22 protein-coding genes, 1 tRNA gene, 1 pseudogene and 1 riboswitch are annotated in these 26,272 nt (G+C 67.7%); of the genes and pseudogenes, 20 read left to right on the forward strand and 4 right to left on the reverse strand.

Features of this window, described 5'->3' with window-relative positions:
* Positions 1 to 5: 5 nt before the first annotated feature.
* From hflK to ACJMK0_RS15095, 8 genes are all read left to right on the forward strand, one after another.
* Positions 6 to 1,157 carry an FtsH protease activity modulator HflK gene (gene hflK / locus ACJMK0_RS15060; RefSeq protein ID WP_405239443.1) on the forward strand — a complete coding sequence of 384 codons (1,152 nt, stop codon included), beginning with the start codon at positions 6 to 8 and terminating at the stop codon, positions 1,155 to 1,157.
* Positions 1,157 to 2,032, forward strand: coding sequence for a protease modulator HflC (gene hflC / locus ACJMK0_RS15065; RefSeq protein WP_405239445.1), 876 nt, complete (start codon positions 1,157 to 1,159; stop codon positions 2,030 to 2,032). Before hflK ends, hflC begins: the two co-directional genes overlap by 1 nt.
* Before the next feature lie 60 nt (positions 2,033 to 2,092).
* Positions 2,093 to 2,284 (forward strand): DUF2065 domain-containing protein, encoded by a 192-nt coding sequence (locus tag ACJMK0_RS15070; RefSeq protein WP_405233568.1) that lies wholly within the window; start codon positions 2,093 to 2,095, stop codon positions 2,282 to 2,284.
* Between the two features lie 31 nt (positions 2,285 to 2,315).
* On the forward strand, positions 2,316 to 3,608 hold the full coding sequence (locus ACJMK0_RS15075; protein WP_405239447.1) for an adenylosuccinate synthase: 1,293 nt from the start codon (positions 2,316 to 2,318) through the stop codon (positions 3,606 to 3,608).
* A gap of 11 nt (positions 3,609 to 3,619) precedes the next feature.
* Positions 3,620 to 3,928 carry a GNAT family N-acetyltransferase gene (locus tag ACJMK0_RS15080; protein ID WP_405239449.1) on the forward strand — a complete coding sequence of 103 codons (309 nt, stop codon included), beginning with the start codon at positions 3,620 to 3,622 and terminating at the stop codon, positions 3,926 to 3,928.
* A 30-nt stretch (positions 3,929 to 3,958) separates the two neighbouring features.
* Positions 3,959 to 5,029 (forward strand): patatin-like phospholipase family protein, encoded by a 1,071-nt coding sequence (locus ACJMK0_RS15085; RefSeq protein ID WP_405239450.1) that lies wholly within the window; start codon positions 3,959 to 3,961, stop codon positions 5,027 to 5,029.
* Positions 5,030 to 5,161: 132 nt separating this feature from the next.
* The gene (locus ACJMK0_RS15090) at positions 5,162 to 6,889 is read left to right on the forward strand and encodes an OPT family oligopeptide transporter (RefSeq protein ID WP_405239452.1); all 1,728 of its coding nucleotides are present in this window, start codon (positions 5,162 to 5,164) and stop codon (positions 6,887 to 6,889) included.
* The gene (locus ACJMK0_RS15095) at positions 6,886 to 7,431 is read left to right on the forward strand and encodes a hypothetical protein (RefSeq protein WP_405239454.1); all 546 of its coding nucleotides are present in this window, start codon (positions 6,886 to 6,888) and stop codon (positions 7,429 to 7,431) included. The genes ACJMK0_RS15090 and ACJMK0_RS15095 overlap by 4 nt, the downstream gene beginning before the upstream one ends.
* A gap of 10 nt (positions 7,432 to 7,441) precedes the next feature.
* Here the strand turns inward: ACJMK0_RS15095 and ACJMK0_RS15100 are convergent, their stop codons facing one another.
* Entirely contained in the window at positions 7,442 to 8,224 is a 783-nt protein-coding gene (locus tag ACJMK0_RS15100; RefSeq protein WP_405239456.1) for an SDR family NAD(P)-dependent oxidoreductase, read from the reverse strand.
* Positions 8,225 to 8,284: 60 nt separating this feature from the next.
* Positions 8,285 to 9,016 (reverse strand): hypothetical protein, encoded by a 732-nt coding sequence (locus tag ACJMK0_RS15105; protein ID WP_405239458.1) that lies wholly within the window; start codon positions 9,014 to 9,016, stop codon positions 8,285 to 8,287.
* A gap of 237 nt (positions 9,017 to 9,253) precedes the next feature.
* Here ACJMK0_RS15105 and ACJMK0_RS15110 point away from each other — a divergent pair, with 237 nt between their 5' ends.
* The 4 genes from ACJMK0_RS15110 to ACJMK0_RS15125 all read left to right on the forward strand — a co-directional run bounded on the left by ACJMK0_RS15110 (position 9,254) and on the right by ACJMK0_RS15125 (position 15,266).
* Complete coding sequence (locus ACJMK0_RS15110) at positions 9,254 to 11,149, forward strand: acetyl-CoA hydrolase/transferase C-terminal domain-containing protein (protein WP_405239460.1); 1,896 nt, start codon at positions 9,254 to 9,256, stop codon at positions 11,147 to 11,149.
* Positions 11,146 to 11,634 carry an acyl-CoA thioesterase gene (locus tag ACJMK0_RS15115; RefSeq protein ID WP_405239462.1) on the forward strand — a complete coding sequence of 163 codons (489 nt, stop codon included), beginning with the start codon at positions 11,146 to 11,148 and terminating at the stop codon, positions 11,632 to 11,634. Before ACJMK0_RS15110 ends, ACJMK0_RS15115 begins: the two co-directional genes overlap by 4 nt.
* Before the next feature lie 122 nt (positions 11,635 to 11,756).
* On the forward strand, positions 11,757 to 12,206 hold the full coding sequence (locus ACJMK0_RS15120; protein WP_405239464.1) for a hypothetical protein: 450 nt from the start codon (positions 11,757 to 11,759) through the stop codon (positions 12,204 to 12,206).
* A gap of 268 nt (positions 12,207 to 12,474) precedes the next feature.
* Positions 12,475 to 12,559: riboswitch (cyclic di-GMP riboswitch) on the forward strand.
* A gap of 154 nt (positions 12,560 to 12,713) precedes the next feature.
* Positions 12,714 to 15,266, forward strand: coding sequence for a putative Ig domain-containing protein (locus tag ACJMK0_RS15125; protein ID WP_405239466.1), 2,553 nt, complete (start codon positions 12,714 to 12,716; stop codon positions 15,264 to 15,266).
* Positions 15,267 to 15,275: 9 nt separating this feature from the next.
* Here ACJMK0_RS15125 and ACJMK0_RS15130 read toward each other — a convergent pair whose 3' ends face one another.
* On the reverse strand, positions 15,276 to 16,583 hold the full coding sequence (locus ACJMK0_RS15130; protein ID WP_405239468.1) for an ATP-grasp domain-containing protein: 1,308 nt from the start codon (positions 16,581 to 16,583) through the stop codon (positions 15,276 to 15,278).
* Between the two features lie 149 nt (positions 16,584 to 16,732).
* On the opposite strand from ACJMK0_RS15130, the gene ACJMK0_RS15135 reads away from it, so the two are divergent.
* The 3 genes from ACJMK0_RS15135 to ACJMK0_RS15145 are packed head-to-tail and all read left to right on the forward strand — an operon-like array spanning position 16,733 to position 21,214.
* Positions 16,733 to 18,718 carry a BCCT family transporter gene (locus ACJMK0_RS15135; protein ID WP_405239469.1) on the forward strand — a complete coding sequence of 662 codons (1,986 nt, stop codon included), beginning with the start codon at positions 16,733 to 16,735 and terminating at the stop codon, positions 18,716 to 18,718.
* An 8-nt stretch (positions 18,719 to 18,726) separates the two neighbouring features.
* Positions 18,727 to 20,097: a porin family protein gene (locus ACJMK0_RS15140; protein ID WP_405239470.1), complete on the forward strand. Its 1,371-nt coding sequence runs from the start codon at positions 18,727 to 18,729 to the stop codon at positions 20,095 to 20,097.
* A gap of 19 nt (positions 20,098 to 20,116) precedes the next feature.
* Positions 20,117 to 21,214 carry an ABC transporter substrate-binding protein gene (locus ACJMK0_RS15145; RefSeq protein ID WP_405239472.1) on the forward strand — a complete coding sequence of 366 codons (1,098 nt, stop codon included), beginning with the start codon at positions 20,117 to 20,119 and terminating at the stop codon, positions 21,212 to 21,214.
* A 35-nt stretch (positions 21,215 to 21,249) separates the two neighbouring features.
* Here the strand turns inward: ACJMK0_RS15145 and ACJMK0_RS15150 are convergent.
* A tRNA-Leu gene (locus ACJMK0_RS15150) sits at positions 21,250 to 21,336 on the reverse strand.
* A gap of 100 nt (positions 21,337 to 21,436) precedes the next feature.
* Here ACJMK0_RS15150 and rnr point away from each other — a divergent pair.
* From rnr to ACJMK0_RS15175, 5 genes and pseudogenes are all read left to right on the forward strand, one after another.
* Positions 21,437 to 23,641 (forward strand): ribonuclease R, encoded by a 2,205-nt coding sequence (gene rnr, locus ACJMK0_RS15155; RefSeq protein ID WP_405239474.1) that lies wholly within the window; start codon positions 21,437 to 21,439, stop codon positions 23,639 to 23,641.
* Positions 23,634 to 24,410 (forward strand): 23S rRNA (guanosine(2251)-2'-O)-methyltransferase RlmB, encoded by a 777-nt coding sequence (gene rlmB / locus ACJMK0_RS15160; protein WP_405239475.1) that lies wholly within the window; start codon positions 23,634 to 23,636, stop codon positions 24,408 to 24,410. The genes rnr and rlmB overlap by 8 nt, the downstream gene beginning before the upstream one ends.
* Before the next feature lie 85 nt (positions 24,411 to 24,495).
* Positions 24,496 to 24,951, forward strand: a pseudogene (gene rpsF, locus ACJMK0_RS15165) (30S ribosomal protein S6); the annotation flags it as partial.
* 116 nt (positions 24,952 to 25,067) lie between these two features.
* Complete coding sequence (rpsR, locus tag ACJMK0_RS15170; protein ID WP_405239477.1) at positions 25,068 to 25,292, forward strand: 30S ribosomal protein S18; 225 nt, start codon at positions 25,068 to 25,070, stop codon at positions 25,290 to 25,292.
* 47 nt (positions 25,293 to 25,339) lie between these two features.
* A complete protein-coding gene (locus ACJMK0_RS15175; RefSeq protein WP_405239479.1) occupies positions 25,340 to 26,233 on the forward strand; it encodes a YybS family protein in 894 nt (297 codons plus the stop codon).
* The last annotated feature ends 39 nt before the right edge of the window (positions 26,234 to 26,272 follow it).

Here is a 26,272-nt window from a genome sequence, read left to right on the forward strand (position 1 = left end):
AGCACATGGCCTGGAACGAATCTGGTAAGGGCGACGATCCCAAGGACCCGTGGGGCGGGAGGGATCAGGGCCCGGCCGACCTGGACAAGATCATCCGCGACTGGCAGCGCCGGCTGCGGGCCGCGTTCGGCGGCAAGGGCGGCGGCGGCGGTGGCGGCGGGCCGGGCGGCGGCAATACCGGCATCGCCATCATCATCGTGCTGGCGCTGGTAGCCTGGGGGCTCACGGGCCTGTACCGCGTTGACGAGGCCGAACGTGGCCTGGTACTGCGCTTCGGCGACTATCAGACGACGACCATGCCGGGGCTGCACTGGCATATCCCGTATCCCGTCGAGACGGTGGAGAAGGTGAATGTCGGCGCGGTCAGCCGCTTCGAGCAGACCTCCCAGATGCTCACCGGCGACGAGAACTTCGTGCTGGTGGATCTGGCCGTCCAGTACCGCAGGATCGACCCGATCGCCTTCCGGTTCAATGTGCGCAATGCCGACGAGACGCTGGACGAGGTGAGCGAGAGCGCCATCCGCGAGGTCGTCGGCAAGAGCACGCTGGACGAGATCCTGCTCGAGAACCAGGCGGAGATCGCCGACCGGACCCAGGAGCTCATCCAGCGCACACTCGACCTGTATGAGGCCGGAATCAGCGTGATCTCCGTCAATCTGCAGAAGGTACAGTTTCCCAACCAGGTGAGGGATGCCGTCCAGGATGCGGTGAAGGCGCGGGAGGACAAGGAGCGCCTGCGTCTGGAGGCAGAAGCCTACCGTAACGACATCATCCCGCGGGCGCGGGGTCAGGCCGCGCGCATGCGCGAGGATGCCCTTGCCTACCGGGACCGGCTGATCGCCAACGCGGAAGGTGAGGCGGCCCGCTTCGAGCTGCTGCTGGCGGAATATCAGGCGGCGCCGGAGGTGACCCGGGAGCGCCTCTACATCGAATCCATCGAGGACGTCCTGCAGCGTTCCAACAAGATCCTGCTGGACGCGGAGGGCAGCGGCAATCTGCTGTATCTGCCGATCGACAAACTATTGCAACGTGAGGGCCGCGGCGCTGAGGGAGACGGCGGTTCCACGGCGCAGTCGACGACGAATTCGCTGTCGCAGATGCGAGAGCAAAGCGATCCCAGAACCCGCGACGACCCCCGCGCCAGGAGGACCCGCTGATGAGTAACGCCCGATTCATCGTCGTCATCGTCCTCGGTCTGGCACTGGTGATCCTCGGCCTCTCGGTCTTCACCGTCGACGAGCGCGAGTATGCGCTCAAGTTCCGGTTCGGCGAGGTCATCGCTTCCGATTACGAGCCCGGCCTGCATTTCAAGATGCCGATCGTCAACAACGTCCGGAAGTTCCCGCGGCAGATCCTGACGCTGAACAATCCACCCGAGGAAGTGATTACCGCGGAGAAGAAATCCGTGTTCGTGGACTTCTTCGTGAAGTGGCGCATCCGGGATGCGAGGCAGTACTACGTGTCCACGGGCGGCAACGAGGTGATCGCCACGGGCCGGCTGCTGGAGATCCTCAAGGCCGATCTGCGAAACGAGTTCGCCAAGCGAACGGTGCGCCAGGTGGTCTCCCTGGAGCGTACCGTGCTCATGGACGACATCGTGGTCGCCGCGGCGGAGACGGCGACCGAGTTCGGGATCGAACTGGTCGACGTGCGGGTGAAGCGTATCGAGTTCTCCGAGGACGTGGCGGAGTCGGTGTACCGGCGCATGCGCCAGGAGCGCGCGACGGTGGCCACCGAGCTGCGTGCCGAAGGCGCCGAGGAGGCTGAACGCATGCGCGCCGATGCCGATCGCCAACGCACGATTCTCATCGCCGAGGCAAACCGGGAGGCGCAGCAGATCCGCGGTGAGGGCGACGCGATTTCCGCGGAGGTCTATGCCCGCGCCTTCGATCGGGACAGGGAGTTCTATGCTTTCTATCGCAGCATCCAGGCCTATCGGAACTCGATAGGCCTGACCGGCGACCTGCTGGTGCTGGACCCCGACGGCGACTTCTTCCGTTACCTGAACGACGCCGGCGGCGCCCAGCGCTGACCGGCCGCCGTTGCCGCTGTATCCGGGCAGAGCCGGTGAGCGCCCGAACGGAGACGCCGCATGCAATGGAGTGATCTCTGGGCGGCATTCGCCCTGTATCTCGTGCTCGAGGGGCTGCTGCCTTTCGCCAGCCCGCGCCGCTGGCGCGAGGCGCTGGTTGCCATCGCCGAACTCGACGACGGCAGTATCCGCCGGATAGGGCTGGTCAGCATGGTCGCCGGGCTTGTGCTGCTGTACTTCGTACGCTACTGAATAGGCCTCACAACCGGGGACAACGAACATCATGGGCAGAAACGTAGTCGTCATCGGCACCCAGTGGGGCGACGAGGGCAAGGGCAAGATCGTCGATCTGCTGACCGACCGGGTCGCGGCCGTCGCGCGCTTCCAGGGCGGCCACAATGCCGGCCACACGCTCGTGATCGGCGCCGAGAAGACCGTGCTGCACCTGATTCCTTCCGGCATCCTCAGGGAAGGGGTCCAGTGCCTGATCGGCAACGGCGTGGTGCTGTCCATGGATGCGCTGGTGGAGGAGGCCGACGCCCTGATCGAGCGTGGCGTGCCGGTCTACGAGCGTCTGCGTATCAGCCCTTCCTGCCCCCTGATACTGCCGTCCCACGTGGCGCTGGACCGGGCGCGGGAAAAGGCGCGTGGCGCGGCGGCCATCGGCACCACCGGCCGGGGCATCGGCCCCGCCTACGAGGACAAGGTGGCGCGCCGTGCGCTGCGGGTCTCCGATCTCTACATGCGCGAGCAGTTCGCCTCGCGACTCGGCGAGGTGCTGGACTACCACAACTTCGTGCTGAAGCACTATTTCAACGCGACGACGGTGGACTTCACCGAGACGCTGGATCGGGCGCTCGAGCTCGCCGAGACCATCGCGCCCCTCACCGCCGACGTGACCCGCATCCTGCAGGAGCTCACCGAGGCCGGCGAGAGCGTCCTGTTCGAGGGCGCCCAGGGCGCCATGCTCGACATCGACCACGGGACCTACCCGTTCGTTACTTCCTCGAACACGGTGGCGGCCGCAGCCAGCACAGGCACCGGCATCGGCCCGCGCTCCATCGACTACGTGCTGGGCATCGTGAAGGCCTACACCACCCGGGTGGGGGCGGGGCCGTTCCCCACCGAGTTGTTCGACGACCAGGGCGAGCGCATGGCGAAGGTGGGCGCGGAGTTCGGCGCCACGACGGGGCGCCCGCGCCGGGTAGGCTGGTTCGATGCCGTGGCCCTGAAGCGCTCCATCGTCAACAACAGTGTGGCGGGCCTGTGCGTCACCAAGCTGGACGTGCTGGACGGCATGGAGACCATCCGCGTCTGCACCGGTTACCGCATCGGCGACGACACCATCGACACCCCGCCGGTCGCGGTGGACCGGTATGCCGACATCGAGCCCGTCTACGAGGACATGCCCGGCTGGACGGAGTCCACGGTGGGCATCACCGACTACGACGCGCTGCCCGCGAATGCCCGCAGTTATCTCGCGCGCATCGAGGCGATCGTGGGCACGACCATCGACATCATCTCCACCGGTGCAGACCGGGAACAGACCATCGTACTGAGGCACCCCTTCGACTGAGCGAGGAACCGATGGAAGACAGTAACGCCGACAGCAGACCGGAGGTCGAGGTCATCCACAACACGGCCGAACGCCGTTTCGAGACCGAAGTGGACGGCCATCTCGCGTACGCCGATTACCGGATGGACGGCGACGTGATGCATTTCACCAGCACGCAGGTGCCGGAGGCGATCGGCGGCCGCGGCATCGCGGGCCGGCTGGTGCGCACGGGCATGGACTACGCCCGGGAACACGGCCACGGCGTCGTGCCGGCCTGCTCCTACGTGGCCGCGTGGCTCGAGCGTCATCCCGAATACGAGGACCTGCGCGCCGCGGGCTGACGGGCCGCGCGCCGGGGCAGGAACGGTCTCTTGGCGGGGCGCGCGCTGCGATTCCTGGCCGGCCCGGGCGCGCTGGCCGAGATCCGCGAGCACGGCCTCGACCCGGAGCGCATCCGTCTGCTGGCCGGTGCCTCCGGCGGCGCAAAATGGCTGGTTCTGTACGGACTGGACCGGGTCATCATGCGCGAGCTGCTGCCGCGCCTGCGGGGCGCCGTGCATCTCATCGGCTCCTCCATAGGCACCTGGCGTTTCGCCTGCTACGCCCAGTCGGATCCGCTGGCGGCCATCGACCGCCTGCGTGACGGCTACATCTACCAGCACTACAGCGAACGGCCGGACCGGGCGGAGATCACGGCGAAGAGCCGGGAGATACTCGGTCATGCGCTGGGGCCCCGCGGGCCGCAGGAGATACTCTCCCATCCGGTGCTGCGCACCCACGTGATGACCGCCCGAGCCCACGGGCCGGCGGCCTCGGAGCGCGGCGCGATGCTGACGGCGGGCCTGGCGCTGGCCGCCGCCGGCAACCTGCTGAGCCGCCGCAGCCTGCGGGCGTTCTTCAGCCGCGCGCTGTTCAGCGATCCCCGAGCGGAGGCGCCGTTCCTGCACGCCGACGATTTCCCGCTGCGGGTGCACGCGCTCACCGAGCAGAACCTGGCACCGGCGATCCTGGCGAGCGGGGCCATTCCGCTGGTGATCGAGGGCATGCGCGATATCCCCGGCGGCGTGCCCGGTGTCTATCGCGACGGCGGCATCATCGACTATCACCTCGACCTGCCGCTGTCCGCGGTCGACGGCATCGCGCTCTATGCCCATTTCTATCCCCACGTCATCCCGGGCTGGTTCGACAAGCGCCTCTCCTGGCGCCGCCCCGCGCGGGAGCACATGGACCGGGTGCTGCTGATGGCGCCCTCCGACGATTTCGTCGCGGGCCTGCCGGGCGGGCGCATCCCGGACCGCCACGATTTTCGCCGCTACGATCCGGCCACCCGAGAGCGTCACTGGAAGAGGGCGGTGGCCGAGAGCGAGAGGCTGGGAGACGAATTCGCGGAGGTGCTGGAGAGCGGCCTGGCCGCGGAGCGCATCGAGCCCCTGCTGCCCTGACTGCCCTGAGACCCGGTCCGCGCGCGAGCCGCGGAGGAGCCGCGCATGAGCCGCGCATGAGCCATGATAGACTCCGCCCCGACCGGGGTCCGGCAGAGGCCTGACAGCGGACCCCGCAGAGGAGCGATGGCCATGAACAATGCCGCGGGACCGGTGCCCATGCAGGGCGCTTATCCGGAGCTCTCCTGGCCGGCGGTGATCGTCGGCTGGTTCCTCGGCGTCATCATCGCCATCTCCATCGGCTACGCGGCGCTCATCCTCGGCTTCTCCATCGAGGGCTCGGAACTCGCCGCCATCCTCGGCTTCGGCATCCTGCGCGGCCTGCTGCGCCGGCGCAGCATCATCGAGAACAACATCGCCCAGACGGTGGCCAGCGCGGTGAACGGCGCTTCCTCCGGCATGATGTTCTCCGTGCCGGCGATCTTCATCCTCGGTCACGGCGGCGACTTCAACCCCTACATCCTCACCTTCGGCTGCATCGCCGGCGCCTACCTCGGCATCGCCTTCATCATCCCGCTCAGGAAGCAGATGATCGATTTCGAGCGCCTGACCTATCCCGGCGGCGTGGCGGTGGCCACCATCCTGAAGTCCCCGGGCGCCGGCGTGCGCAAGGCGGCGATCCTGCTGGGCGCCGCCGCCGTGAGCGCGGCCGTGCATTTCGCCACTCAGCTGACCGGCGTCTCCGACTGGGACCTCGGCTCCCGCCTGGGCATGCCGGAATACATGAACGGGGTCTGGTACCTGTCGTTGCTGACCGTGGGCGTCGCCTTCATCGCGGGCAAGGGCGGCGTCGCCTTCATCATCGGCGGCTTCGTGACCTGGTGGTTCATCGCGCCGATGCTGGCCGCCAACGGCCAGCTGCCGGTCGACCCCGCCACCGGGCAGACCATCACGGACCCGGGCTTCCTGCGCTCCGCGCTGTTCCGGCCCATCGGTATCGGCATGCTGATCGGCGGCGCGGTCATGGGCGTGGTACTGGCGTTCCCGCTGATCCGCTCGGCGGTGCGTTCCATGCAGAGCGCCGCCAAGGTCGAGTCCGCGGTGTCCGGCGACGAGATGCCGATCAAACTGCTCTACGGCGCCATCGCGGGTGCGGCGCTGCTGCTCGCAGTTATCGCCGTGTCCTCCACGGAGGCCGTCGGGCTCGGCCGGGGCCTGCTGATGGCGCTGCTCGGCACGGTGTGGATCTGGATGGCGGGCGTCATCCTGTCGGAGGCCATCGGGCGCACCAACTGGTCGCCGCTGTCGGGCATGACGCTGATCGGCATTACGCTGCTGATCGTCGCGACCAGCGGCCTGGACCGGGCGGACGCGATCGTCGCCGCCATCATGGTCGGCGCGGCCACCTGCGTGGCCATGTCCCAGGCGACCGACCTGATGCTGGACCTGAAGACGGGTTACCTGGTGGGCGCGACTCCGCGGATGCAGCAGATGGGCCAGTTCATCGGCGCCTGGCTGGGCCCGCTGGTCGTGATCGTGCTGATCTTCGTCCTGGACAACGCCTACGGCCTCGGCAGCGAGAAGCTGCCCGCGCCCCAGGCGCAGGCGCTGGCCAGCACGGTGGAGGGCATCCTCGGCGGCGACGTGCCCGTGCAGAAATACGTGGCCGGCGCGGCGCTGGGCGCCATCCTCTCGGCGCTGCAGGGCGGGCTCGGCATCACCGTGGGCCTCGGCTTCTACCTGCCGTTCAACATCGTGCTGACCTACGCGCTGGGCACGCTGCTGCGGCTGGCGTCGGACCGCAAACTCGGCCAGCGCTGGAGCGAGGATACCGGCATCCCGATCGCGGCCGGACTCATCGTCGGCGAGGCGCTGGTGGGCGTCGGCTTCGCCATCTACTACGTGGTGGCAGCGGCATGACGCGGCTGGGTTACCTGTTGCTCGCGGCCGGATTCCTGTTCGGCGCCTATTTCGCGTCCACGGATGCCGATACGACCGAATGGGCCTGGTTCCTGCCGGCCGCGCTGGCGGGGGCCGCCGGCGTGGTGATGGTCAAGCGGGCCACCCGGGCCGGGGCGACGGCGGATCACGTGCTGGAGGGCAACCGCCGCGACCTGACCGAGAGCCTGACCGGGATCTGCGCCAACCTGGAGCAGCTGTACGGCGACCGGGACTCGATACCGCCGCACAGCATGCGCTTCGAGATCGACCGGCTGTTCCGCGACGACCTGATCCGTTTCGTCGACGCCCGCCACAGCCTGTCCCATCTCTACGGGCTGCAGGTCTATGCAGACGTCATGAGCGAGTTCGCCGCGGGCGAGCGCTACCTCAACCGGGTGTGGTCGGCTTCGGCGGACAACTACGTGGACGAGGTGATGCTCTACCTTGGCAAGGCGCGGGATCAGTTCCTGCGGGCGAAGAAGCTGCTGGACGGCATCGTCGAGAACAACGGCTCGCGCTGACCCCGGTGCCTCAGAAGACGGTGTAGCCGCCGTCAAGCACGATGGTGTCTCCGGTGTGGAAGGCGGAGGCGTCGCTGGCCAGATAGGCCGCGATGCCGGCGAAGTCCTCCGGGTCGCCCCAGCCCTTCATCGGCACCCGCGATATCACCTTCTCGTTGAACCGGTCCCACTGCTGGGCGTCTGCCGTGAGTTCGCTGCGCACCCAGCCCGGGCAGATCGTGTTCGCGCGGATCCGGTGCGCCGCGAGTTCGACCGCCATGGCCCGCACCATCGAGACTACGGCCCCCTTGGTGGCGCCGTAGTGCTCGTTGCGCGCGGCACCGTGGATGGCGGCGGTGGAGGCGATGGCCACCAGCGAGCCGCCCGGCTCGCCGGCCTGCGAGCGCGCCACCATGTGCCGGGCGGCCTCGCGCAGCGTGAAGAAGACGCCGTGCACGTTGACCGCCTCGATGCGCTCGAAGTCCGCGGCCGTTATCTCGAACAGGTCGCGCCGCGGGATGCCCATGCCGGCGTTGGCGATGGCGGCGTCCAGCCGGCCCAGTTGTTCGGTGATCCGTCGCACGCCGGCGGCCACGGCGGTCTCGTCGGCGACGTCGATCACGTCGGTCAGCACACGGACGCCGGCGGCGGACAGGCGTTCCGCGGCCGAGGCGTTCTTGCCCTCGTTGCGCCCCCAGATCACCACGTCGGCGCCCTGGCGGGCGCAGCCCTCCGCCATGCCCAGGCCGATTCCCCCGTTGCCGCCGGTGACGAGTACCACCTTGCCGCTCAGGTCGAACAGATCTTTCGCCATCACTGCGCTCCCGCTGTGCCTGTCGGGCAGGCTAGCGCCGCGCGGCCGCCGACGCCAGCGTCAGTGCCCGGCGCCGGCGGCGGCCGAGCTGGCCTTCTCGTCCGCGCTGCGGGGTCCGGCGTAGCGGAAATCCGCGTAGGTCAGCAGGATGTCGCGCTCGATGCTCTTCAGGCCGAATGCGGCGCTGCCTCGCACCTCGGTGGTGACCCGTGCGGGCATGTAGGCCCGGCGGTCCAGTCGTATCATCTCGATTCGCGTGTTGAACCGCTCGATCTTCGCGATGACTTTGGCGCGGAACGGCTCGTCGCTGTAGAGGCGGAAGGACTCGACGTAAGGGACCGACTTCAGGATGGTCATCTCGCCCCGCAGGTGCTTCGCCATGTCTTCCCGGTCCGTCGCGCCCGCCGCCGGGCGGAAGCGCCACGTGACCCGCTGGTCGTCTTCCTCGAGCAGCTCCCAGCCATCCTCCGCCGCCAGGCCGTCGAAGTCGTTGTCGCCGGGCCGTCCCTCCTCGCGGGCGAGGCGCCGCTCGACTTCCTCGGCGTAGTCGCGGAACTCGGCCTCCGTGGGCTCGCGGTCGTCCACGGACACCAGCTGCCATTTCGGCTCCGCGGCCGGATCGAATCGTTCTACCCGGGTGCCGTCGTTGTCCTCGCGGGTGCGCGTGAACGCCCATTCTCCGGTCACCCGGGGCATGTTGGCGAACGCCTCGCGCGCGATCGGAGGCACTTCGGCCGCAGCCGGCAGCGCGGCAGCGGCGGCAAGGACGGCCAGAACTGCCAGGGCTGCCATGCCGGGGCGGCCCGGAACGGCGTTCTCGGCGCTTGTGATGCGGCTCGGGCGCGATTGCATCGATACCTCCGGCGGGTTTCGGGTGACCCGCATGTGTTTGACTGGCGCGTGCAGGTATTGTTCGCAACAGGATACCGGACCGATGCGGACCATTATGCGACATCAGCACCCTCGTCATCGTCGTTGTCATCGTCGTCGCCCGCGCCGCTGCGCGGGCCGCCGTCCGCGGTGCCGCCCGTGAGCGCCGTCTGGCAGGACCCGGCGGCGCTCGCGGACGCGATCATCGCGCGGGTGGGCCGCCACATCGTGCTGGGGCTGCCGGTCGGGTTGGGCAAGGCGGTCCACGTCGCCAACGCCCTGTACGAGCGAGCGGCGTCGGATTCGTCGATCCGGCTCACGATCTTCACCGCGTTGACGCTGGAGGTCCCGCGGGCGCACGGCGATCTGGAGCAGCGTTTCCTGGCGCCGCTGGTCGAGCGGCTGTACGCGGGCTGGCCCTCGTTGCGCTATGCGCAGGCGATCCGCGCCGGCACGTTGCCGCCGAACATCGAGGTGCGGGAGTTCTACTTCCGGCCGGGGGCGTATCTGGGTACCCCGTCCGCACAGCAGTCATACACCAGCATAAACTACAGCCAGGTCGTCACGGAGCTGATGCGCCTCGGCGTGAACGTGGTGGGGCAGCTGGTTTCGGCGCGCGAGGAGAGCGCCGGCCGCTACAGCCTGAGCTGCAATCCGGAGATCTCGCTGGATCTCCTGCCGGCCTTCCGCGAGGCGAAGGCGGCCGGCCGTGAGCTGACGATGGTCGCGCAGGTTAACCGGCAGCTGCCGTACATGACCGGCGACGCGGAGGTGTCGGCGGACGTATTCGACTTCGTTCTGGATGCGCCGGAATGGGAGTTCCCGCTGTTCGGGCTGCCGAATCGGGCCGTCGGGGCGGCCGATTACGCCACCGGGATGCACGTGGCGAGCCTCGTGCCGGACGGCGGCACCATCCAGCTCGGCATCGGCTCGCTGAGCGATGCGGTGGCTCATTGCCTGGCGCTGCGCAACGAGCAGCCGGCGCTTTTCCGCGCCGTGCTCGAGCGGCTGCCCGGCGGCAGCGCATCGCCCCGGCGCGCCGTGCTGCCGATCGAGACGGCACCGTTCCGCGAGGGGCTGTACGGTTCCAGCGAACTCATCAGCGACGCCCTGTTCTCGCTGTTCGAGCGGGACATTCTGCGGCGGCCGGCCGATGCCGGGGACGAGACCGTCCTGCATGGCGGTTTCTTCATCGGCTCATCGGCATTCTACGAGGCACTGCGGCGGTTGCCGGAGGAACGCCGCCGGCTCGTGAACATGACCAGCATCTCCCGGGTGAACACGCTGTACGGCGACGAGGAACGCAAGCGCCGCCAGCGCCGGGACGCCCGCTTCGTCAACGAGACCATGATGGCCACCCTGCTGGGGGCCGCCGTATCCGACGGGCTCGAGGGCGGCCGGGTGGTGAGCGGCGTAGGGGGGCAGTTCGACTTCGTCAGCATGGCCCAGGCGCTGCCCGACGGACTCTCCGTCCTCATGCTGCGCGCGCGCCGCCTGCACGACGGCAGGCCGCAGTCGAACATCCGCTGGTCCTACTCCCATGCGACGGTGCCGCGCCATTACCGGGACGTCTTCGTCAGCGAATACGGGATCGCCGCGACCCGCGGCCGACCCGATCGGGAGGTGGTCGCGGGGATGCTGGACATCGCGGATTCCGCGTTTCAGGACGAGTTGCTGGAATCTGCCAGAGCGGCCGGCAAGGTACCGGCCGATCACGCCGTTTCCGCGGATGCGCGGCGCAATACGCCGGAGGCACTCGAAGCGGTGTTCGGCGCTCAGGACGTGGCGCCCCATTTCCCGCCGTATCCCCATGGCACCGACCTGACGACCGTCGAGCAGGATCTCGCCGGGGCGCTCACCTGGCTCGAGGGCGCCACCGCGCGGCTGCCGGATCGGCTGCGTGTGGCGCTCGCGGCGCTACGCCCCGGCGGCTATCGCCGGTACGAGGATCACCTGGAACGGCTGGATCTGGGGTCGCCCGAGGGTGTCGGACAACGGATAATGCGGCGTCTCGTCGTGCTGGCACTGGACAGATCCAAGCAGGAGGGGCCATGAGCATACCCGGTCGAGCGCCCTCGCATTCCGCCGTCGAGCAGAATGTCTACAAGATTTTTCCCAACGACCTGAATTCGGAGCAGACCGTGTTCGGCGGCCTGGTGATGGCCCTGTGCGACCGCACGGCCCTCATCGTGGCGGAGCGCCACAGCGGCAATACCTGCGTCACCGCCGCGGTGGACAGCCTCAACTTCCTCTCTCCCGCACGCACCGGCGAGACGCTGGTGGTGAAGGCCTCCGTCAATCGCGCCTGGAATACCTCGATGGAGATCGGCGTGCGGGTGGTGGCCGAGAACAGCCGCAGCGGCGAGGTCCGACACGTGGTATCCGCCTACCTGACCTTCGTGGGTCTCGACGAGACCGGCCGTCCCACGGCGGTGCCGGACGTCCTGCCGGAGACCGACGACGAGAAACGCCGCTACCGTTCGGCGCAGGTGCGACGCGACGCACGGCTGCGCACGCGGGACAGCCTGCGGACCATCTAGCGGATCATCTGGCGGCCACTTCCGCCGCCGCCGTTTTTTCCAACCGTGTTATTCTCGGCGCTCCGGCCTGCCGTCGCGGACCGGACGACAACGACAACAACGAAGTATCAAGAGAGAGAATCATGCGTACATTGAGACTAACGGTTGCGGCTATCGTGCTCGCTTTTTCCTCGACGGCGATGGCCGAGCTGGAGCCCTGGAAAGACTACGACATCAGCGACTCCGTCTATCAGATCTCGGCGATCAAGGTGAAGCCGAACATGATGGATACCTACCTCGAAGGGATCCGGGACACCTGGGTGGCAGCCAACACTCTCGCCAAGGAACTCGGCCACATCGAGGACTATGCCATCTACGCGAGCCAGCTTGCCGAGAGCGGGGATTTCAATCTGCTGCTCGTGATCAAGTTCGCCGATACGGCGGCGCTCGCGCCTTCCAAGGAACGCTATGAGGCGTTCATGGCGAAGTGGAGCGAGGAGCAGGAGAAGCGCTCCGAGCAACTCGTACAGAATTATCCGGCGATGCGTGAGATCACCGGTGCCTACCTCATGCGCGAGATCACCATGAAGTAGGATCGCTGCGCGATTCCGCAAGGCAAAGGCCCCGCCAGCGTGCGGGGCCTTTCTTTTCTGGTTATGGCAAATTCCGACGTCCCGCCGCGTTGCGTAGCCCACGCGCACGACCGCACACGACATAACTCATCGCGGTCCGCCGCAGTGCTTTTCGGTATCTGCGTGTCGGCGATTTGAGACATGTTGCGCTCCACATAATCGGTGCTAGAGTCCGTCCTCAACAGACAGTCTCGAACACCGAGGTCTGCTGACGACAGAGAATCGAGTTAGTTGAAAATGGCAAACCGATCGAAAGGTCGGGACGCAAAGCCACCGGTCTACGGGCGAGAGCCTAAGACAGCGGGGTTGCCAACAGGAACAGGGCGCTCACCGGCCTCATGCCGGCGTCCCAACAACAAGAGCGTCCGTTCGCCGACCCCCGGCAGCGTTTCGATTCGACATTAGCCCGCAGCCTGAAGCTGCGTCTTCCGATCGGAGAGCCCGCCCGACACAGGCAGGAGTGCCGTTATGCGCCCATATTCCGCGCCAGCAATATTGAACAGGCTGCTGATTCTTCCCGTGATGTCGCTCGCGCTGAGCGGCTGTCTCATGGAAGAGGAAGTGGCGGAGCAGCCGATCGCGAACGACCCCGGCGGTGCCACCGGCGAGATCCTGCGTGATCACGAACTGTCGGGTAGCGTGGGTGACGGGCCCATCGTCGGTGCGACGGTGCGCATCGTTGCCGCCGACGGTACCGATCTCGGCAGCATGAACAGCGATGCCAGCGCGGGCTACAACATCACCGTGCGCACTAAGGGCAAACACTATCCGCTTTCCATCGACGCACGGGGCGGCACCGATCTGGTCACCGGCCTGGTGCCGGACTTCGTGCTGAAGAGCGTGGCGCTGGAGCCGGGCAAGAAGACCGTGTCGAACCTGAACCCGTTCAGCACGCTCGCGGCGGAACTCGCAGCCGAACTGCCGGGCGGTCTGACGAAAGAGAACCTCGCCATCGCGCTGAACCGCGTGACGACGAAGCTGAACAGCGGTCTCGTCACTCTGACCGGAGAACCGGTCATGACCCAGGCCATAGACGCCGCCACCATCGCGGAGATGGTGAAGGCTTCCGAGACGCTGGGCGAGACTATCCGACGCACCCGGGACTCGCTCATCGCCGTGGGCCGCCAGGTGGACGGCGACGCCGTCGTGGCCGCGATCGCCTCGGATCTCACGGACGGCAAGCTCGACGGCGCCGGCGGCGCGAAGGCGGATGCGCGCATCGCTGCCGTGGCGACGGTGGCCGCGACGCAGACGTTGCTGGAGGCGATCGCCAACCGCCTGCAGGTCAACGGCGTCGACGCCATGGGACCGATGGACGATTCCATCCGCCAGGTGATGCCCAATGCCGCGGGCGCCACCACGACGGAGGTGCCCGTGAGCGCCGCGGCGCTGGAGCAGGTCCGGATCGGCCTGGCGGCGGCCAAGGCCGTGATGCCCGCGCCGGAATTCGACGATCTCGAGGCGGTGCTCTCCGGCCTCGACCCCGGCATCTCGCCGAAACAGATCGAGGGCATCGTGCCCCGTGAGTCGGTGGAGTTGCTCGACAACACGATCATCGCCGTGGCCGACGGCAGCCAGGACGAGCTGGATACCGTGAACGGCACCACACGGAACGACGGCGACACGCCGTCGACGAACAGCCCGCCGACGATCAGTGGCGACCCGCCGACGGTCGTTACGGAAGGCGAGCGCTACAGTTTCGCGCCGACCGTGTCGGATCCGGACGGTGATGCCCTCATTTTCGAGATCGCCAACCGTCCCGCGTGGGCGAGTTTCGACGCCGGCACCGGCGAGCTATTCGGGACGCCCGGCGCCGGCGACGCGGGCTCTTATGCGGACATCACCATCACCGTCAGCGACGGGGAGGCGACCGCCACGCTGGGTCCGTTCGCGGTGGAGGTGCGGCAACTGGTGACCAACACCGCGCCGACCATCGGCGGCAGCCCGCCCGCATCGGTCAGCGAAGGCGCATCCTACAGCTTCACGCCGAGCGCCAGCGATGCGGACGGCGATACGCTCAGCTTCGATATCGTGAACATGCCGGCGTGGGCCAGTTTCGATACCGCCAGCGGCCGGCTCTTCGGCACGCCTGCAGCGGGCGACGCCGGTGTCTACGCGGACATCACCATTGCCGTCACGGACGGAGAGGCGCAGGCCGCACTGGGGCCGTTCGCGATCGAGGTGCGTGCGGTGGCGAGCAACAGCGCGCCCGTCATCTCCGGCAGCCCCGCCACGTCGGTGGACGAGGGGGCGGCCTACGAGTTCACGCCGAGCGCCAGCGATGCCGACGGCGACGCACTCGTCTTCGATATCGCGAACATGCCGTCCTGGGCGTCCTTCGACACGTCGACGGGCCGCCTCGCGGGCACGCCGGCCAGCGGCGACCGAGGCACCTACGGCAATATCGTGATCAGCGTGAGCGACGGCCAGGACTCGGCCTCGCTGCCGGCCTTCACGATCACCGTGCAGGCCGTGGCCACCAACTCGGCACCCACGATCTCCGGCAGCCCGGCGACGGCGGTGACGGAAGGCAGTCAGTACAGTTTCACGCCGGCTGCCAGCGACCCGGACGGCGACAGCCTCAGCTTCTCCGTCACGAACAAGCCGTCCTGGGCCGCGTTCGATACCGGCACCGGGCGCCTGTCCGGCACGCCCCAGGCCGGCGACGTGGGCACCTATGCCGACATCGTCATCAGCGTCAGCGACGGTCAGGAATCCGCGTCCCTCGGCGCGTTCTCGATCACCGTCGAGGCCATCGCCATGGGCTCGGTCACGCTGAGCTGGTCGCCGCCCACGGAGAACACGGACGGAACGGCGCTGACGGATCTGGCCGGATACCGCATCTACTGGGGCACGACGTCCGGCAGTTATCCGAACTCGGTGACCATCGACAATCCGGGCGTGACTACCTATGTGATCGAGAACCTGGTGCCGGATACCTACGAGTTCGTGGCGACGTCCTACAACACGTCGGGCGTGGAGAGCGACTACTCCGCCCCTGCCACGAAGACGGTCCAGTAGGGCGGCCCGTCAGACGATTTCGGGGCGGCGCAGGATCTCCAGCGGTATGAGCTGCTTGGTCTCGTCGTATTTCTCCAGCAGCTCGTGCTGGTCCTCGCCGCCCAGGTAGACATCCGCGATGTTGTAGCTGTAGCTGTCCTGGAATGGGAGTTCCTCCAGCGACTGCCCGTCGCTGACGTGGCACTCGAAGCGTGCCTCGGGGAACCGCTCCTCCAGCAGCTTCTCGTCGCCCGGCCCCGGCGCATGGGCGACGACGCCGTCCTCGAAGACGCGCATCATGAACTTGGCGGCGACCTTGTGATTGCCCTCCCGGTGGGGCGGCCGCGGCCGCTCGCCGAGGGCCAGGTCGATCACCACCTGCTGGTGCGAGGCACCGTCCACCAGCGCGAACAGCGGGCAGTGCGACTGGGAGATGCGGCCGTTGATCTCGAGCAGCGCCAGGTCGTCGCTGTCCCGGTCCCAGTAGAATTCCGCGTTGAACGGTGCGTCGTCATAACCGAAGCCGTCCAGGATCTCGGTGGTGATCTCCTTCATCCGCTCCTGCGTGTCGCGGGGGACGGAGGAGGGATACTGGTAGCGTGACAGCACGCTCTGCACGTGCCGGTCGCGGATGGTGTCCACGACGCCGTAGATCTCGAACTCGCCCCGGTAACGGTAGCCTTCCAGCGTGCACTGACGACCCTTCGAGATGATCCCCTCGGCGATGCAGTGGTAACCGTCGATGCCCTCGATCTCCCCCGGTATGTCCGCGAACCCCATGAGGTGATTCACCGGCTCGCCGAACAGGTGGATGTTCTTGCGGATCTTCGGCAGCGCCTTCTCGAAGTCCTTGCGGTCGTCGATGAGGAAGCCCAGGTTGGACGAATGAGCGGTGACGGGCTTCAGCCAGAAGGGGAAGTCGAGGTGGAGATCGGACAGCGGGTCGTCGGCGAACGGATTCACCGCCGCGAAGGGCGGCACGACGTCCGGCGCCACGCGCTTCTGTTCCACCCGCGACCAGTACTTGTGCTCGCATATCAGCGCGGCTTCCACACTCGGGCCGGGCTGATCCAGCCGCTTGCGGAGTATCGGCGTCATGACCGTGCTGGGAAAGTCCCAGTGGGTGATGACGGCGTCGACCGAACCGTCGAACTCCTCGAGGATCCGTTGCGCCTTCGGCAGCATCTCGTCGGTGGGGTGCAGGTCTGCCCGCGTCGCCTCTTCGAAAGTGAGTAACTGATGGAAGCAGAACTCGTCCGCCCGCGGCAGCGATTCGAGGTCGGCGCGATGGAAGTCGTCGAGACCGAATACGAAGATGTTCCTGCGTCGTTCGTTCATGGCTGATACCGTCCTGTCCGGAGTTTGTGTCGCGCTCGCGGCATCGTGGCACCAGGCGCCACAACCCTACTCTAACCGTTCCAAGGCGCGGCGCGCTGCGTTTGGTCATTGAAGGTGGAGGGGCATTTTGGGTTAACATTGTAATTCTGATGGTCTCTGAAACCTCTTCGGACCAGAGCAAGGTCCGCGTCCGTCTGAACCCGCCGGTTTTCATCGGTGCGGCCGGCCTCATACTCGTCTTCGTCCTGTTCAGCGCGATCTGGCCGCAGACGGCGAACACGGTCTTCTCCGCCATCCAGGGCTGGATCACCGACACCTTCGGCTGGTTCTACATGCTGGCGGTCGCCACGTTCGTGATCTTCTGTCTCGGCATCGCCTTCAGCGGCTACGGTAGCATCAAGCTGGGCCCGGACGACTCGCAGCCTGACTACAGCTACGGCTCGTGGTTCTCCATGCTGTTCAGCGCGGGGATGGGCATCGGCCTGATGTTCTTCGGCGTGGCCGAGCCGGTCACCCACTTCGCCAATCCGCCGACCGGCGCCGGCGGCACCGTGGAAGCCGCGCGCGAGGCGATGAAGATCACGTTCTTCCACTGGGGCATACACGCGTGGGCCATCTATGCGGTGATCGGGCTGGCGCTGGCCTACTACTCGTTCCGGCACAGCCTGCCGCTGACCGTGCGCTCCGCGCTGTATCCGCTCATCGGCGAGCGGATCCACGGCCCGATCGGCCATGCGGCCGATATCTTCGCCGTGCTGGGCACGATGTTCGGCGTGGCCACATCGCTGGGCCTCGGCGTGCTGCAGGTCAACGCGGGCCTGGCCTACCTGTTCGACGTGCCGGAGAGTGTCCCGGTGCAGATGCTCCTGATTACCGTGATCACGCTGATGGCCACGGTGTCGGTCGTCGCCGGCCTCGATGCCGGCATCAAGCGGCTCAGCGAATGGAACCTCCTGCTCGCGCTGATTCTGCTCGTCTTCGTGCTCGTTGCCGGCCCCACGGCGTTCCTGCTGACGGTGGCGGTGCAGAACACCGGCGCCTATCTCAGTGAAGTGGTGAACAAGACCTTCACGCTCTACGCGTACGAACCCAATGAGTGGATCGGCGGGTGGACGCTGTTCTACTGGTCATGGTGGATCGCCTGGTCGCCCTTCGTCGGCATGTTCATCGCGCGGGTCTCGCGGGGGCGCACCATCCGTGAATTTGTCGTCGGCGTGCTGTTCGTGCCGGTCGGCTTCACCTTCATCTGGCTGAGCTTCTTCGGTAATTCGGCGATGGAACTCGATCTCGGGGCGGCCTCCGGCGCGCTCAGTGCCGCCGTGCAGGAGAATCTGCCCACGGCGCTGTTCCGGTTCTTCGAATACTTCCCGTTTTCGCTGATCGCCTCGCTGATCGCCACCGTGCTCGTGGTGACGTTCTTCGTGACCTCGTCGGACTCCGGCTCGCTGGTGATCGACATCATCACGTCCGGAGGCTCCGACGACAATCCGGTCTGGCAGCGGACATTCTGGGCCCTGCTCGAGGGCGTGGTGGCGGCGGCCCTGCTGCTGGCCGGCGGACTCACGGCCCTGCAGACGGCCTCCATCACGGCGGCCCTGCCGTTCACGTTCATCATGCTGGTGGTGTGTTACGGCCTGCTGCAGAGCCTCAGGCTCGAGCGGATGCGACAGATCAGCCAGGACATGTCCGTCGGCATCCAGATCCGCGAGGCCGCGATTCCGTGGCGTCAGCACCTGCGCTCGATCATCCGCATGCCGAAGCGCGAGCAGGTGGCGCGCTTCCTGCGTACGACGATCCATCCGGCGCTCATGGAGGTGGCCGAAGAGCTCCGGGAAGCCGGTTACGACGTCGAGGTGACCGTCGATGACGACGAGGCGGCGCTGGCCGTCCGCCACGGCGAGGAGCGGGAGTTCCTCTACGCGGTGCGGCCGCAGACCTACACCGCCCCTTCCTACACGCTGGCCGAGACGCGGGAGCGCAAGGGCGACGGGCCAAGGCATTACTTCGGCGCGGAGGTCCATCTGCTCGAGGGCAGTCAGCACTACGACGTCATGGGCTACACCAAGGAGCAGATCATCGGCGACGTGATCTCCCAGTACCGCAAGCACAGCCACTTCCTGCAGCAGGTGCGCTAGGGCTGGCCGTGGGAACAGGCGGAGCCACGGCATACCGGCATCCCGCAACCGGTGCGGGGCGGAGGCGCGGGAGGTGGCTCCCGGGCGTCCTCTGCCTGGCCCTGGCGCTGCAGGCGACGGCCCAGCCGGCGCAGGGCACCGACGTCGACGCCCTGGCGGCCGAACTCGAGACGCTCAAGGAGCGTCTCGCCGAACTGGAAGGCCTGCGTGAACGGGTGCGGGTGCTGGAGCAGCAGCTCCGGGAAGCCCGCGCGGGGGAGGGCAGGCTGGCGGACGCCGATCAGAAGCGGGATCTGGCGGTACTCGCGGAGGAAGACGCAGCGGCGGCGGAGGCGGGCGAAGATGGCATCGGCCTCGGCGGCGCCCTGCGCTTCAACCTGTTCTGGAACGACTTCGACGAGACCGTCGAGAGCAAGCGCGGCGCGGCGGGGCTGGATCTGTTCCGGATCAGCGCCGACGGCGGTCTGCGCAACCTGCTGCTCTCCGTCGAATACCGCTTCTATCCGTTCATGCAGGTGATCCACCACGGCTGGGTCGGCTACGAGTTCGAGGACGAGAGCCGCCTGCAGGTCGGCATCACCCGGGTGCCGTTCGGGCTGCTGCCCTATGCCGCCCATAACTTCTGGTTCGGCGCGCCCTACTACCTGGGCCTGTCCGACGACTACGACCTGGGCGTGAAGTACCGGCGGACGGACGGCGCCTGGGAGTGGCAGGCCGCCTTCTTCAAGAACGGCGAACTGAGCAACCCGGCCGACCTCGACCGCTACTCCCTGGACGTGGTCTCCGCGGGCGACAGCGCCAACGAGGAAGCCAACCAGGGCAATCTCCGCGCCGCCTATACCTTCGGCACCGGCACCTCGTGCAGCCACGAGGTGGGCGTCTCGGCCCAGTTCGGAGAAATCTACAACGCGGCGACGGACAGGAGCGGCAGCCACTGGGCCGGCGCCGGCCACCTGGATACCCGCTGCGGGCGCTGGAACCTGCAGCTGCAGGCGGCACGCTATGGCTATTCGCCGAAGAACCCGCCGGGCGTGCCGGACGACACCATCCGACTCGGCGGTTTCGGCTCGTCCTACGACGTGGCCTCCCGCGCGTCGGTACTGGTGGCCAACGTCGCGTACAACCTGCCGGTGCCCTGGACCGCCGTCGACCAGGTCACCTGTTACAACGACTACAGCATCGTGGTGAAAGACGACGACCGCTTCCGGGACTCCCAGCTCAACACCACGGGTTGCCTGGTTGGCGTGGGGCCCCTGTACGTGTATCTCGACCTGATCCGGGCCGAGAACATGATCTTTTTCGGCGACGGATCCCTCGCCGGCGGCGACGAGTCCGGCTGGGACACGAGGTTCAATATCAATGTGGGCTATTACTGGTAACCGGGGCGCATCGCTCCGCATGCTTCGCCGTCCTGCGCTGGCAGGTCTCGCGGCGGTGCTGCTCGGCGCGTGGACGCCCGCCACGGCCGCGGACGACGAACTCACGGTCGTCTCCTGGGGCGGCGCCTACACGCGCAGCCAGATCCTCGGCTTCGTGCGGGACTTCGAGCAGAAGACCGGCATCGACGTGGAGATGGTCGACTACGCGGGCGGCATCGAGGAGATCCGCTCCCAGGTGCGCGCCTGGAACGTGAAATGGGACATCGTCGACCTGCAGCTCTATGACGCCATCCGCGCCTGCGATGACGATCTGCTGGTCGAGATCGACCCCGCGACCCTGCCGCCGGCGCCGGACGGCACACCCGCCGTCGAGGACTTCCTGCCCGACGCGCTGATGCGCTGCGGGGTCGGCAATCTGGCCGGCTCGACCGTCGTGGCCTGGGATCACAGCCAATTGGAGCGGCCGCCGCAGCGTCTCGAGGATTTCTTCGATCTGGGGGCCTTCCCCGGCCGGCGCGGCCTGCGGCGCACGCCACAGACGAATCTCGAGTGGGCCCTCATCGCGGACGGCGTGCCGCCGGACCGCGTCTACGAGGTGCTGGAGACCGAGGAGGGCGTCGACCGGGCCTTCGCGATGCTGACGAAGCTGAAGCCCCACATCGAGTGGTGGCGTCTCGGGGAGGAGGCGGTGCGCCTGCTCGAGACCGGCCGGGTGGTCATGACCAGCGCCTACAACGGGCGCATCCATAGCGCCGCCGAGCGGGGCGAGCCGTTCTCCATCCTGTGGGACCACCACGCCCGTTACATCGACGTGTGGGCCATCCCGAAGCACACGGAGAACCTGGAGGCGGCGCTCCGTTTCCTGCGCTTCGCCACCTCCACGCAGAGCCTCGCGGCCCAGGCCCGCTATATTCCCTACGGACCGCTGCGCCGTTCGTCGCTGGACGTGCTCGAGCCGGCGGTGAAGGTGAATCTGCCGACCGGGCCCGACAACCTGGAGCAGATGTTCCAGACGGATGCGGCCTGGTGGGCGGAGCATCTGCCCGAGCTGCAGACCCGATTCGATCGCTGGGTGGAGCGGCCGGTGATGGTGCCGAAGGAGTGGCCGGCGCGCTGAGTCCGGGCGGCTGCCGCGGGTACGGCGACCTGGAGTGGTGCCCAGGAGAGGACTTGAACCTCCACGGGGTTGCCCCCACTAGCACCTGAAGCTAGCGCGTCTACCAATTCCGCCACCTGGGCAGGCGCGGAGCGCGTAGAATGCGCCCCGACGGAGGCGCGAGACTCTACTCAAGGGCGTTACCCTTGTCAATCGCGCCCGATATCCGAACAAGGAATGATTTTGGCTAAACGGAACAGGAACAGACAAGGCGGCGGACGCCGCCGCAAGAGCGGCCAGGAAGGCCAGGAGACGAACACCTACCGGCACCCGGTGCCGGACCGGCGGCAGATTCTGGACACGCTGGAGTCGAAGGGGCGGCCCCTGCACTTCGACCAGATATCCGAGGCCTTCGGCCTCACCGAGAGCAAGCACCGTCGCGCCCTCGGTGAACGGCTGAAGCGCATGATCACCGGCGGGCAGCTGATTCTGAACCGGAATCAGGAATACTGCCTGACAGAGCGGCTGCAGCTGGTGCCCGGCGTGGTCCAGGCGCATCCGGACGGCTTCGGCTTCCTGATCCCGGACGAGGGCGGCGAGGACGTGTACCTCTCGCCCCGGGAGATGCAGGAGGTCATGCACGACGACCGCATCGCCGTGAAGGTAATCCGGCGCGACCATCGGGGCCGCCCGGAAGGCAAGGTCATCGAGGTGCTGGAGCACCGCACCCGCGAAATCGCCGGGCAATACATCCGCGAGCGCGGCATCGGGCTGGTGTTGCCCGACAACCCGCGCATCCAGCAAAGAATACTGATTCCCCGGGAAGAGGCGGCCGGCGCGAAGCACGGCGAGATGGTGGTGGCCGAACTGGTCGACTTCCCGTCCCGCCAGGAGCAGCCCACCGGCCGCATCACCCGCGTGCTCGGGGCGCCCGGGCAGCGGGGTATGGCCACCGATCTCGCCATCCACGCGCACGGTATTCCCCATCAATGGCCGGCCGGAGTGCGTGAGGAGGAGAAGGCCTTCGGCAAACACGTGCCGGCTTCGGCCAAAGAGGGACGGCGCGACCTGCGCGATCTGCCGCTGGTCACTATCGACGGCGCCGATGCCAGGGACTTCGACGACGCCGTCTTCTGCGAGCCGGTGGAGAACGGCTGGCGTCTGCTGGTGGCCATCGCGGACGTGGGCCACTACGTCGCGCGCGGCTCGGATATCGACCGGGAGGCGACCAAGCGCGGCACGTCGGTCTATTTCCCGGACCGGGTGGTGCCCATGCTGCCGACGGTGCTGTCCAACGGGCTGTGCTCGCTGAATCCCAAGGTGGACCGGCTCTGCCTGGTCTGCGAGATGATCGTGGGGCCCGGCGGCAAGGTGCGCCGCTCGACGTTCTACGAGGGACTGATGCGCTCCGCCGCCCGGCTCACTTACGAGCAGGTGGGCAACCTGATCGAGGGCGCGACGCCCCGCGATGCCGGGGTGCGCGACGAGATCGTGCCGCACATCCGCAACCTGCACGACCTCTACCGGGCCTTCGCGAAGGCCCGGGCCCGGCGCGGCGCGCTGGAGCTCGACATCCCGGCCGTCAGGATCGAGCTGGACGAGGGCGGCGAGATCGAGGCGATCCGGGCCTTCGAGCGCAACGACGCGCACCGGCTCATCGAGGAGTGCATGATCGCGGCCAATGTCGAAGCCGCGAAGTATCTGCGCCGATACAAGGTGCCGACGCTGTTCCGCGTCCACGCAAAGCCGGATCCGGAGAAATTCCAGGACTTCCGCGAGTACCTCCTCGGCCTGGGGCTGAAGGTGCCGCATCCCGAACACGTGGAGGCGAAGGACTTCGGCAAGCTGATGCAGGAGGTCCAGGACCGGCCCGACTCCCAGGCCATATCCATGGCGCTGCTGCGCTCCATGGCCCATGCCGAGTACACGCCGGAGAACATCGGCCACTTCGGCCTTGCCCTGAACGCCTACGCCCACTTCACCTCGCCGATCCGCCGTTACCCGGACCTGCTGGTGCATCGGGCCATCAAGCATCTCGCGAACGGCGGCAAGCCGAAGGCGTTCCCCTACGAGCGGGGCGACATGGAGCGGCTGGGGCAGCTCACCTCGGCCCACGAGCGCCGGGCCGAGGACGCCACCCGGGAGGTCGAGGCCTGGCTGAAGTGCCAGTTCATGGAAGACAAGATCGGCAACCGATACGAGGGCGTGGTGACGGGCGTGACCCACTTCGGCCTGTTCGTGCAGATCCCCGAGTACCAGATCGACGGCCTGGTGCACGTCTCCACCCTCGGCAACGACTACTACGAATACGACGCGGGCTCCCAGCGCCTGGTCGGCAGTCGCAGCGGCAAGGCGTACGCCCTCGGCGACGAGCTGCCGGTGACCGTCAACCGGGTCGACATGGATACCCGGCGCATCGACTTCCGGCTCGCCGACGGCGGTGACTAGCGCCCGCTTCAGCGCCGGCATCCATGCCGTGGCGCGCCTGCTGGAGGAGGACCCGGGCCGGGTCCGCCGGCTGCTCGTGGACCGCCGGGTGGACAACGAGCGCATCCGGGGGTTGCTGGAGAGCGCCGGCGCTGCCGGCGTCGCGGTGGAGCGGGTGGCACGTAACCGGCTGGATGCGCTCGCTGCCGGCACCCGGCATCAGGGCGTGGTGGCGGAACTCCGGGGCGCCTCGTCGCTGGACGAGGCAGCGCTGCGCACGCTGGTGGAGACGCGTCTGACGGCCGGCGAGACCCTGTTGCTGCTGGTGCTGGACGGGGTGCAGGACCCGCACAACCTGGGCGCCTGCCTGCGCACGGCGGACGCCGCCGGGGTGGACGCGGTGGTCATCCCGCGCCGCCACGCCGCCGGCATCACGCCGGCGGTCCGGAAGGTGGCGACGGGCGCGGCCGAGTCCGTGCCGCTGGCCCGGGTGGAACGCCTGCCGCGGGTGATCGACTGGCTGCACGACTACGGGGTGCGCGTGATCGGCACCGCGGACGGCGCCGAGGCCGGCCTCTACGACACGGACCTCACCGGTCCGGTCGCCCTCGTGCTGGGCGGCGAGGAGCGGGGCATGGCGGCGGCGGTCGCGGAGCGCTGTGATGCGGTGATCGCGATCCCGATGGCTGGCAGCGTGGAGAGCCTGAACGTGTCCGTGGCGGCCGGGGTGTGCCTGTACGAGGCCTGTCGGCAGCGCCGCTCGATTGCGTCCGAGCCGGGGCTCGGTTAATATTCGCGGCCCGCCTGAGCGCGGGAATCCACATAACCTCTTGCCGCACCGGAAGGCGGGCGGCTGTAATCCGAAAGGGGATACGATGAGACACTACGAGATCGTGTTTCTGGTCCACCCTGACCAGAGCGAACAGGTACCGGCCATGGTGGAACGGTACGAGAGCATGATCACCGACGGCGGCGGCAATATTCATCGCCTCGAAGACTGGGGCCGTCGCCAGCTCGCCCATCCCATCGCCAAGGCCCACAAGGCCCACTACGTGCTGATGAACATCGAGTGCGCCAGGGAGACGCTCGATGAGCTCACCGGTGCGTTCAAGTTCAACGACGCGGTGCTGCGCCACCTCGTGATCAAGCGCGACAAGGCCGTCACCGAGGCCTCGCCGATGGCCAAGGCCGTCGAGGACGAGAAGGCCAAGGAGCGCGAGGCCCAGCGTCGTCGCGACGCCCGCGCCGAGGCCGAGGCCCGCGCCCGGACCGCCGAGGAGGACGAGAAGGCCGAGGACGAGCAACCGGAAGAGGAAGAGGGCGAGTCTGAGGAGGCGAGCGCGGAACCGGCCTCTGCCGATGAGAGCGGCGAGGAAGCCGCCCCGGAGACGTCCACAGAAGACAGCGAGACGGCGAAAGCCGGCTCCGCCTGAACAGGAGTTTTGCCATGAGTCGCTATTCCCGCCGGCGCAAGTACTGCCGTTTCACCGCCGAAGGCATCGAAGAGATCGACTACAAGGACATCGGCCTGCTGAAGAGCTTCATCACGGAGACGGGCAAGATCGTCCCCAGCCGGATCACCGGCACGAAGTCTCATTACCAGCGGCAGCTGTCCACCGCCGTGAAGCGCGCCCGCTACCTGGCGCTGCTGCCTTACACCGACCGTCACTGACGGCCGGGCCGCCGGCCTCTGCGAGCACAAGGCCGGCGGCGGGTCTCATGCGACAGATCGCTGTCTGGATTACGGCCCGCTTCCATCGTGCGGTGCTGGTGATCGCGGCGCTGTTCCCGGTGCTGCCGGTGCTGAGCGGAGCGACGACCGTGCTGACGGTGCTTGCCCGGGGCCTGCGCGAGGGAGTTGCCGCGGCGGTGCTGGCTTCGGTGCTCCTGATCGCCGCCGTCGCGTTGATGCAGGACTTCCAGATGTCCCTCGTGTGGTATCTGGCGCTGGTGCAGGGCGGCAGTCTGGCCGCCGTCTGGCTGCTGGTCTCCACCCGCTCGCTCACGCTCACGGCGCAGGCGCTCGCGGTCCTGATGCTGGTGGGTGTCGGCGTGTTCTACGCACGGGTGGACGACGTGGCCGGCTTCTGGCGGCCGTTCCTGGAACAGTTCGCCGGCAATATCTCCGAGGCCGGCGGCATGGCCATGGACGCCTCGGCATTCGTGGCGACCGCCCAGGTGCTGATCACCGGGCTGGCGTTCGGCATGACCTGGGTCGGCACGATGCTGGTGATCCTGCTGGGCTACGCGCTGTACGCGCTGCTGCCGGAGCGCGAGCCTGTATTCGGCCGCTTCCGGGAGCTGAATCTGGGGCGCACGCTGGCGCTGGCCACTGCCGTCATCAGCGTGGCGGCGACGCTGACCGGCTCGCCCTGGCTGGTGAATTCGGCGCTGGCGCTGCTGGTGGCGTTCGTCGTGCAGGGCCTCGCGCTGGTGCACGGCCTGTTCGTGGCCCGGCAGTGGCCGCCGGCGCTGCTGATCGTGATATATGTACTGGCGATACTGCCGTCGCCGGTCTCCGGTGCCGTCATCGGGATGCTGTCCCTGGGCGGCTACCTCGACGCCTGGATAGACGTCCGCCGGCGCGTGCCGGCCGTCTCCGGGAGCGAATGAATCTGGTAACGTAGGCTGCCTGGCGCAGCACTCTGACAA

The sequence above is a fragment of the Lentisalinibacter orientalis genome (assembly GCF_040706535.1).
GTDB classification, from domain to species: domain Bacteria; phylum Pseudomonadota; class Gammaproteobacteria; order Steroidobacterales; family Woeseiaceae; genus Lentisalinibacter; species Lentisalinibacter orientalis.

Excerpts from the sequence above, each read along its gene's own strand:
- ACJMK0_RS15090 (WP_405239452.1), top strand. The coding sequence starts at position 5,162 with ATGAACAATGCCGCGGGACCGGTGCCCATGCAGGGCGCTTATCCGGAG.
- ACJMK0_RS15130 (WP_405239468.1), bottom strand. The coding sequence starts at position 16,583 with ATGAACGAACGACGCAGGAACATCTTCGTATTCGGTCTCGACGACTTC.
- hflK (WP_405239443.1), top strand. The coding sequence starts at position 6 with ATGGCCTGGAACGAATCTGGTAAGGGCGACGATCCCAAGGACCCGTGG.
- rpsR (WP_405239477.1), top strand. The coding sequence starts at position 25,068 with ATGAGTCGCTATTCCCGCCGGCGCAAGTACTGCCGTTTCACCGCCGAA.
- ACJMK0_RS15080 (WP_405239449.1), top strand. The coding sequence starts at position 3,620 with ATGGAAGACAGTAACGCCGACAGCAGACCGGAGGTCGAGGTCATCCAC.
- ACJMK0_RS15125 (WP_405239466.1), top strand. The coding sequence starts at position 12,714 with ATGCGCCCATATTCCGCGCCAGCAATATTGAACAGGCTGCTGATTCTT.
- ACJMK0_RS15135 (WP_405239469.1), top strand. The coding sequence starts at position 16,733 with ATGGTCTCTGAAACCTCTTCGGACCAGAGCAAGGTCCGCGTCCGTCTG.
- hflC (WP_405239445.1), top strand. The coding sequence starts at position 1,157 with ATGAGTAACGCCCGATTCATCGTCGTCATCGTCCTCGGTCTGGCACTG.
- ACJMK0_RS15100 (WP_405239456.1), bottom strand. The coding sequence starts at position 8,224 with ATGGCGAAAGATCTGTTCGACCTGAGCGGCAAGGTGGTACTCGTCACC.
- ACJMK0_RS15105 (WP_405239458.1), bottom strand. The coding sequence starts at position 9,016 with ATGGCAGCCCTGGCAGTTCTGGCCGTCCTTGCCGCCGCTGCCGCGCTG.
- ACJMK0_RS15095 (WP_405239454.1), top strand. The coding sequence starts at position 6,886 with ATGACGCGGCTGGGTTACCTGTTGCTCGCGGCCGGATTCCTGTTCGGC.
- ACJMK0_RS15075 (WP_405239447.1), top strand. The coding sequence starts at position 2,316 with ATGGGCAGAAACGTAGTCGTCATCGGCACCCAGTGGGGCGACGAGGGC.
- ACJMK0_RS15145 (WP_405239472.1), top strand. The coding sequence starts at position 20,117 with ATGCTTCGCCGTCCTGCGCTGGCAGGTCTCGCGGCGGTGCTGCTCGGC.
- ACJMK0_RS15070 (WP_405233568.1), top strand. The coding sequence starts at position 2,093 with ATGCAATGGAGTGATCTCTGGGCGGCATTCGCCCTGTATCTCGTGCTC.
- ACJMK0_RS15120 (WP_405239464.1), top strand. The coding sequence starts at position 11,757 with ATGCGTACATTGAGACTAACGGTTGCGGCTATCGTGCTCGCTTTTTCC.
- ACJMK0_RS15175 (WP_405239479.1), top strand. The coding sequence starts at position 25,340 with ATGCGACAGATCGCTGTCTGGATTACGGCCCGCTTCCATCGTGCGGTG.
- ACJMK0_RS15115 (WP_405239462.1), top strand. The coding sequence starts at position 11,146 with ATGAGCATACCCGGTCGAGCGCCCTCGCATTCCGCCGTCGAGCAGAAT.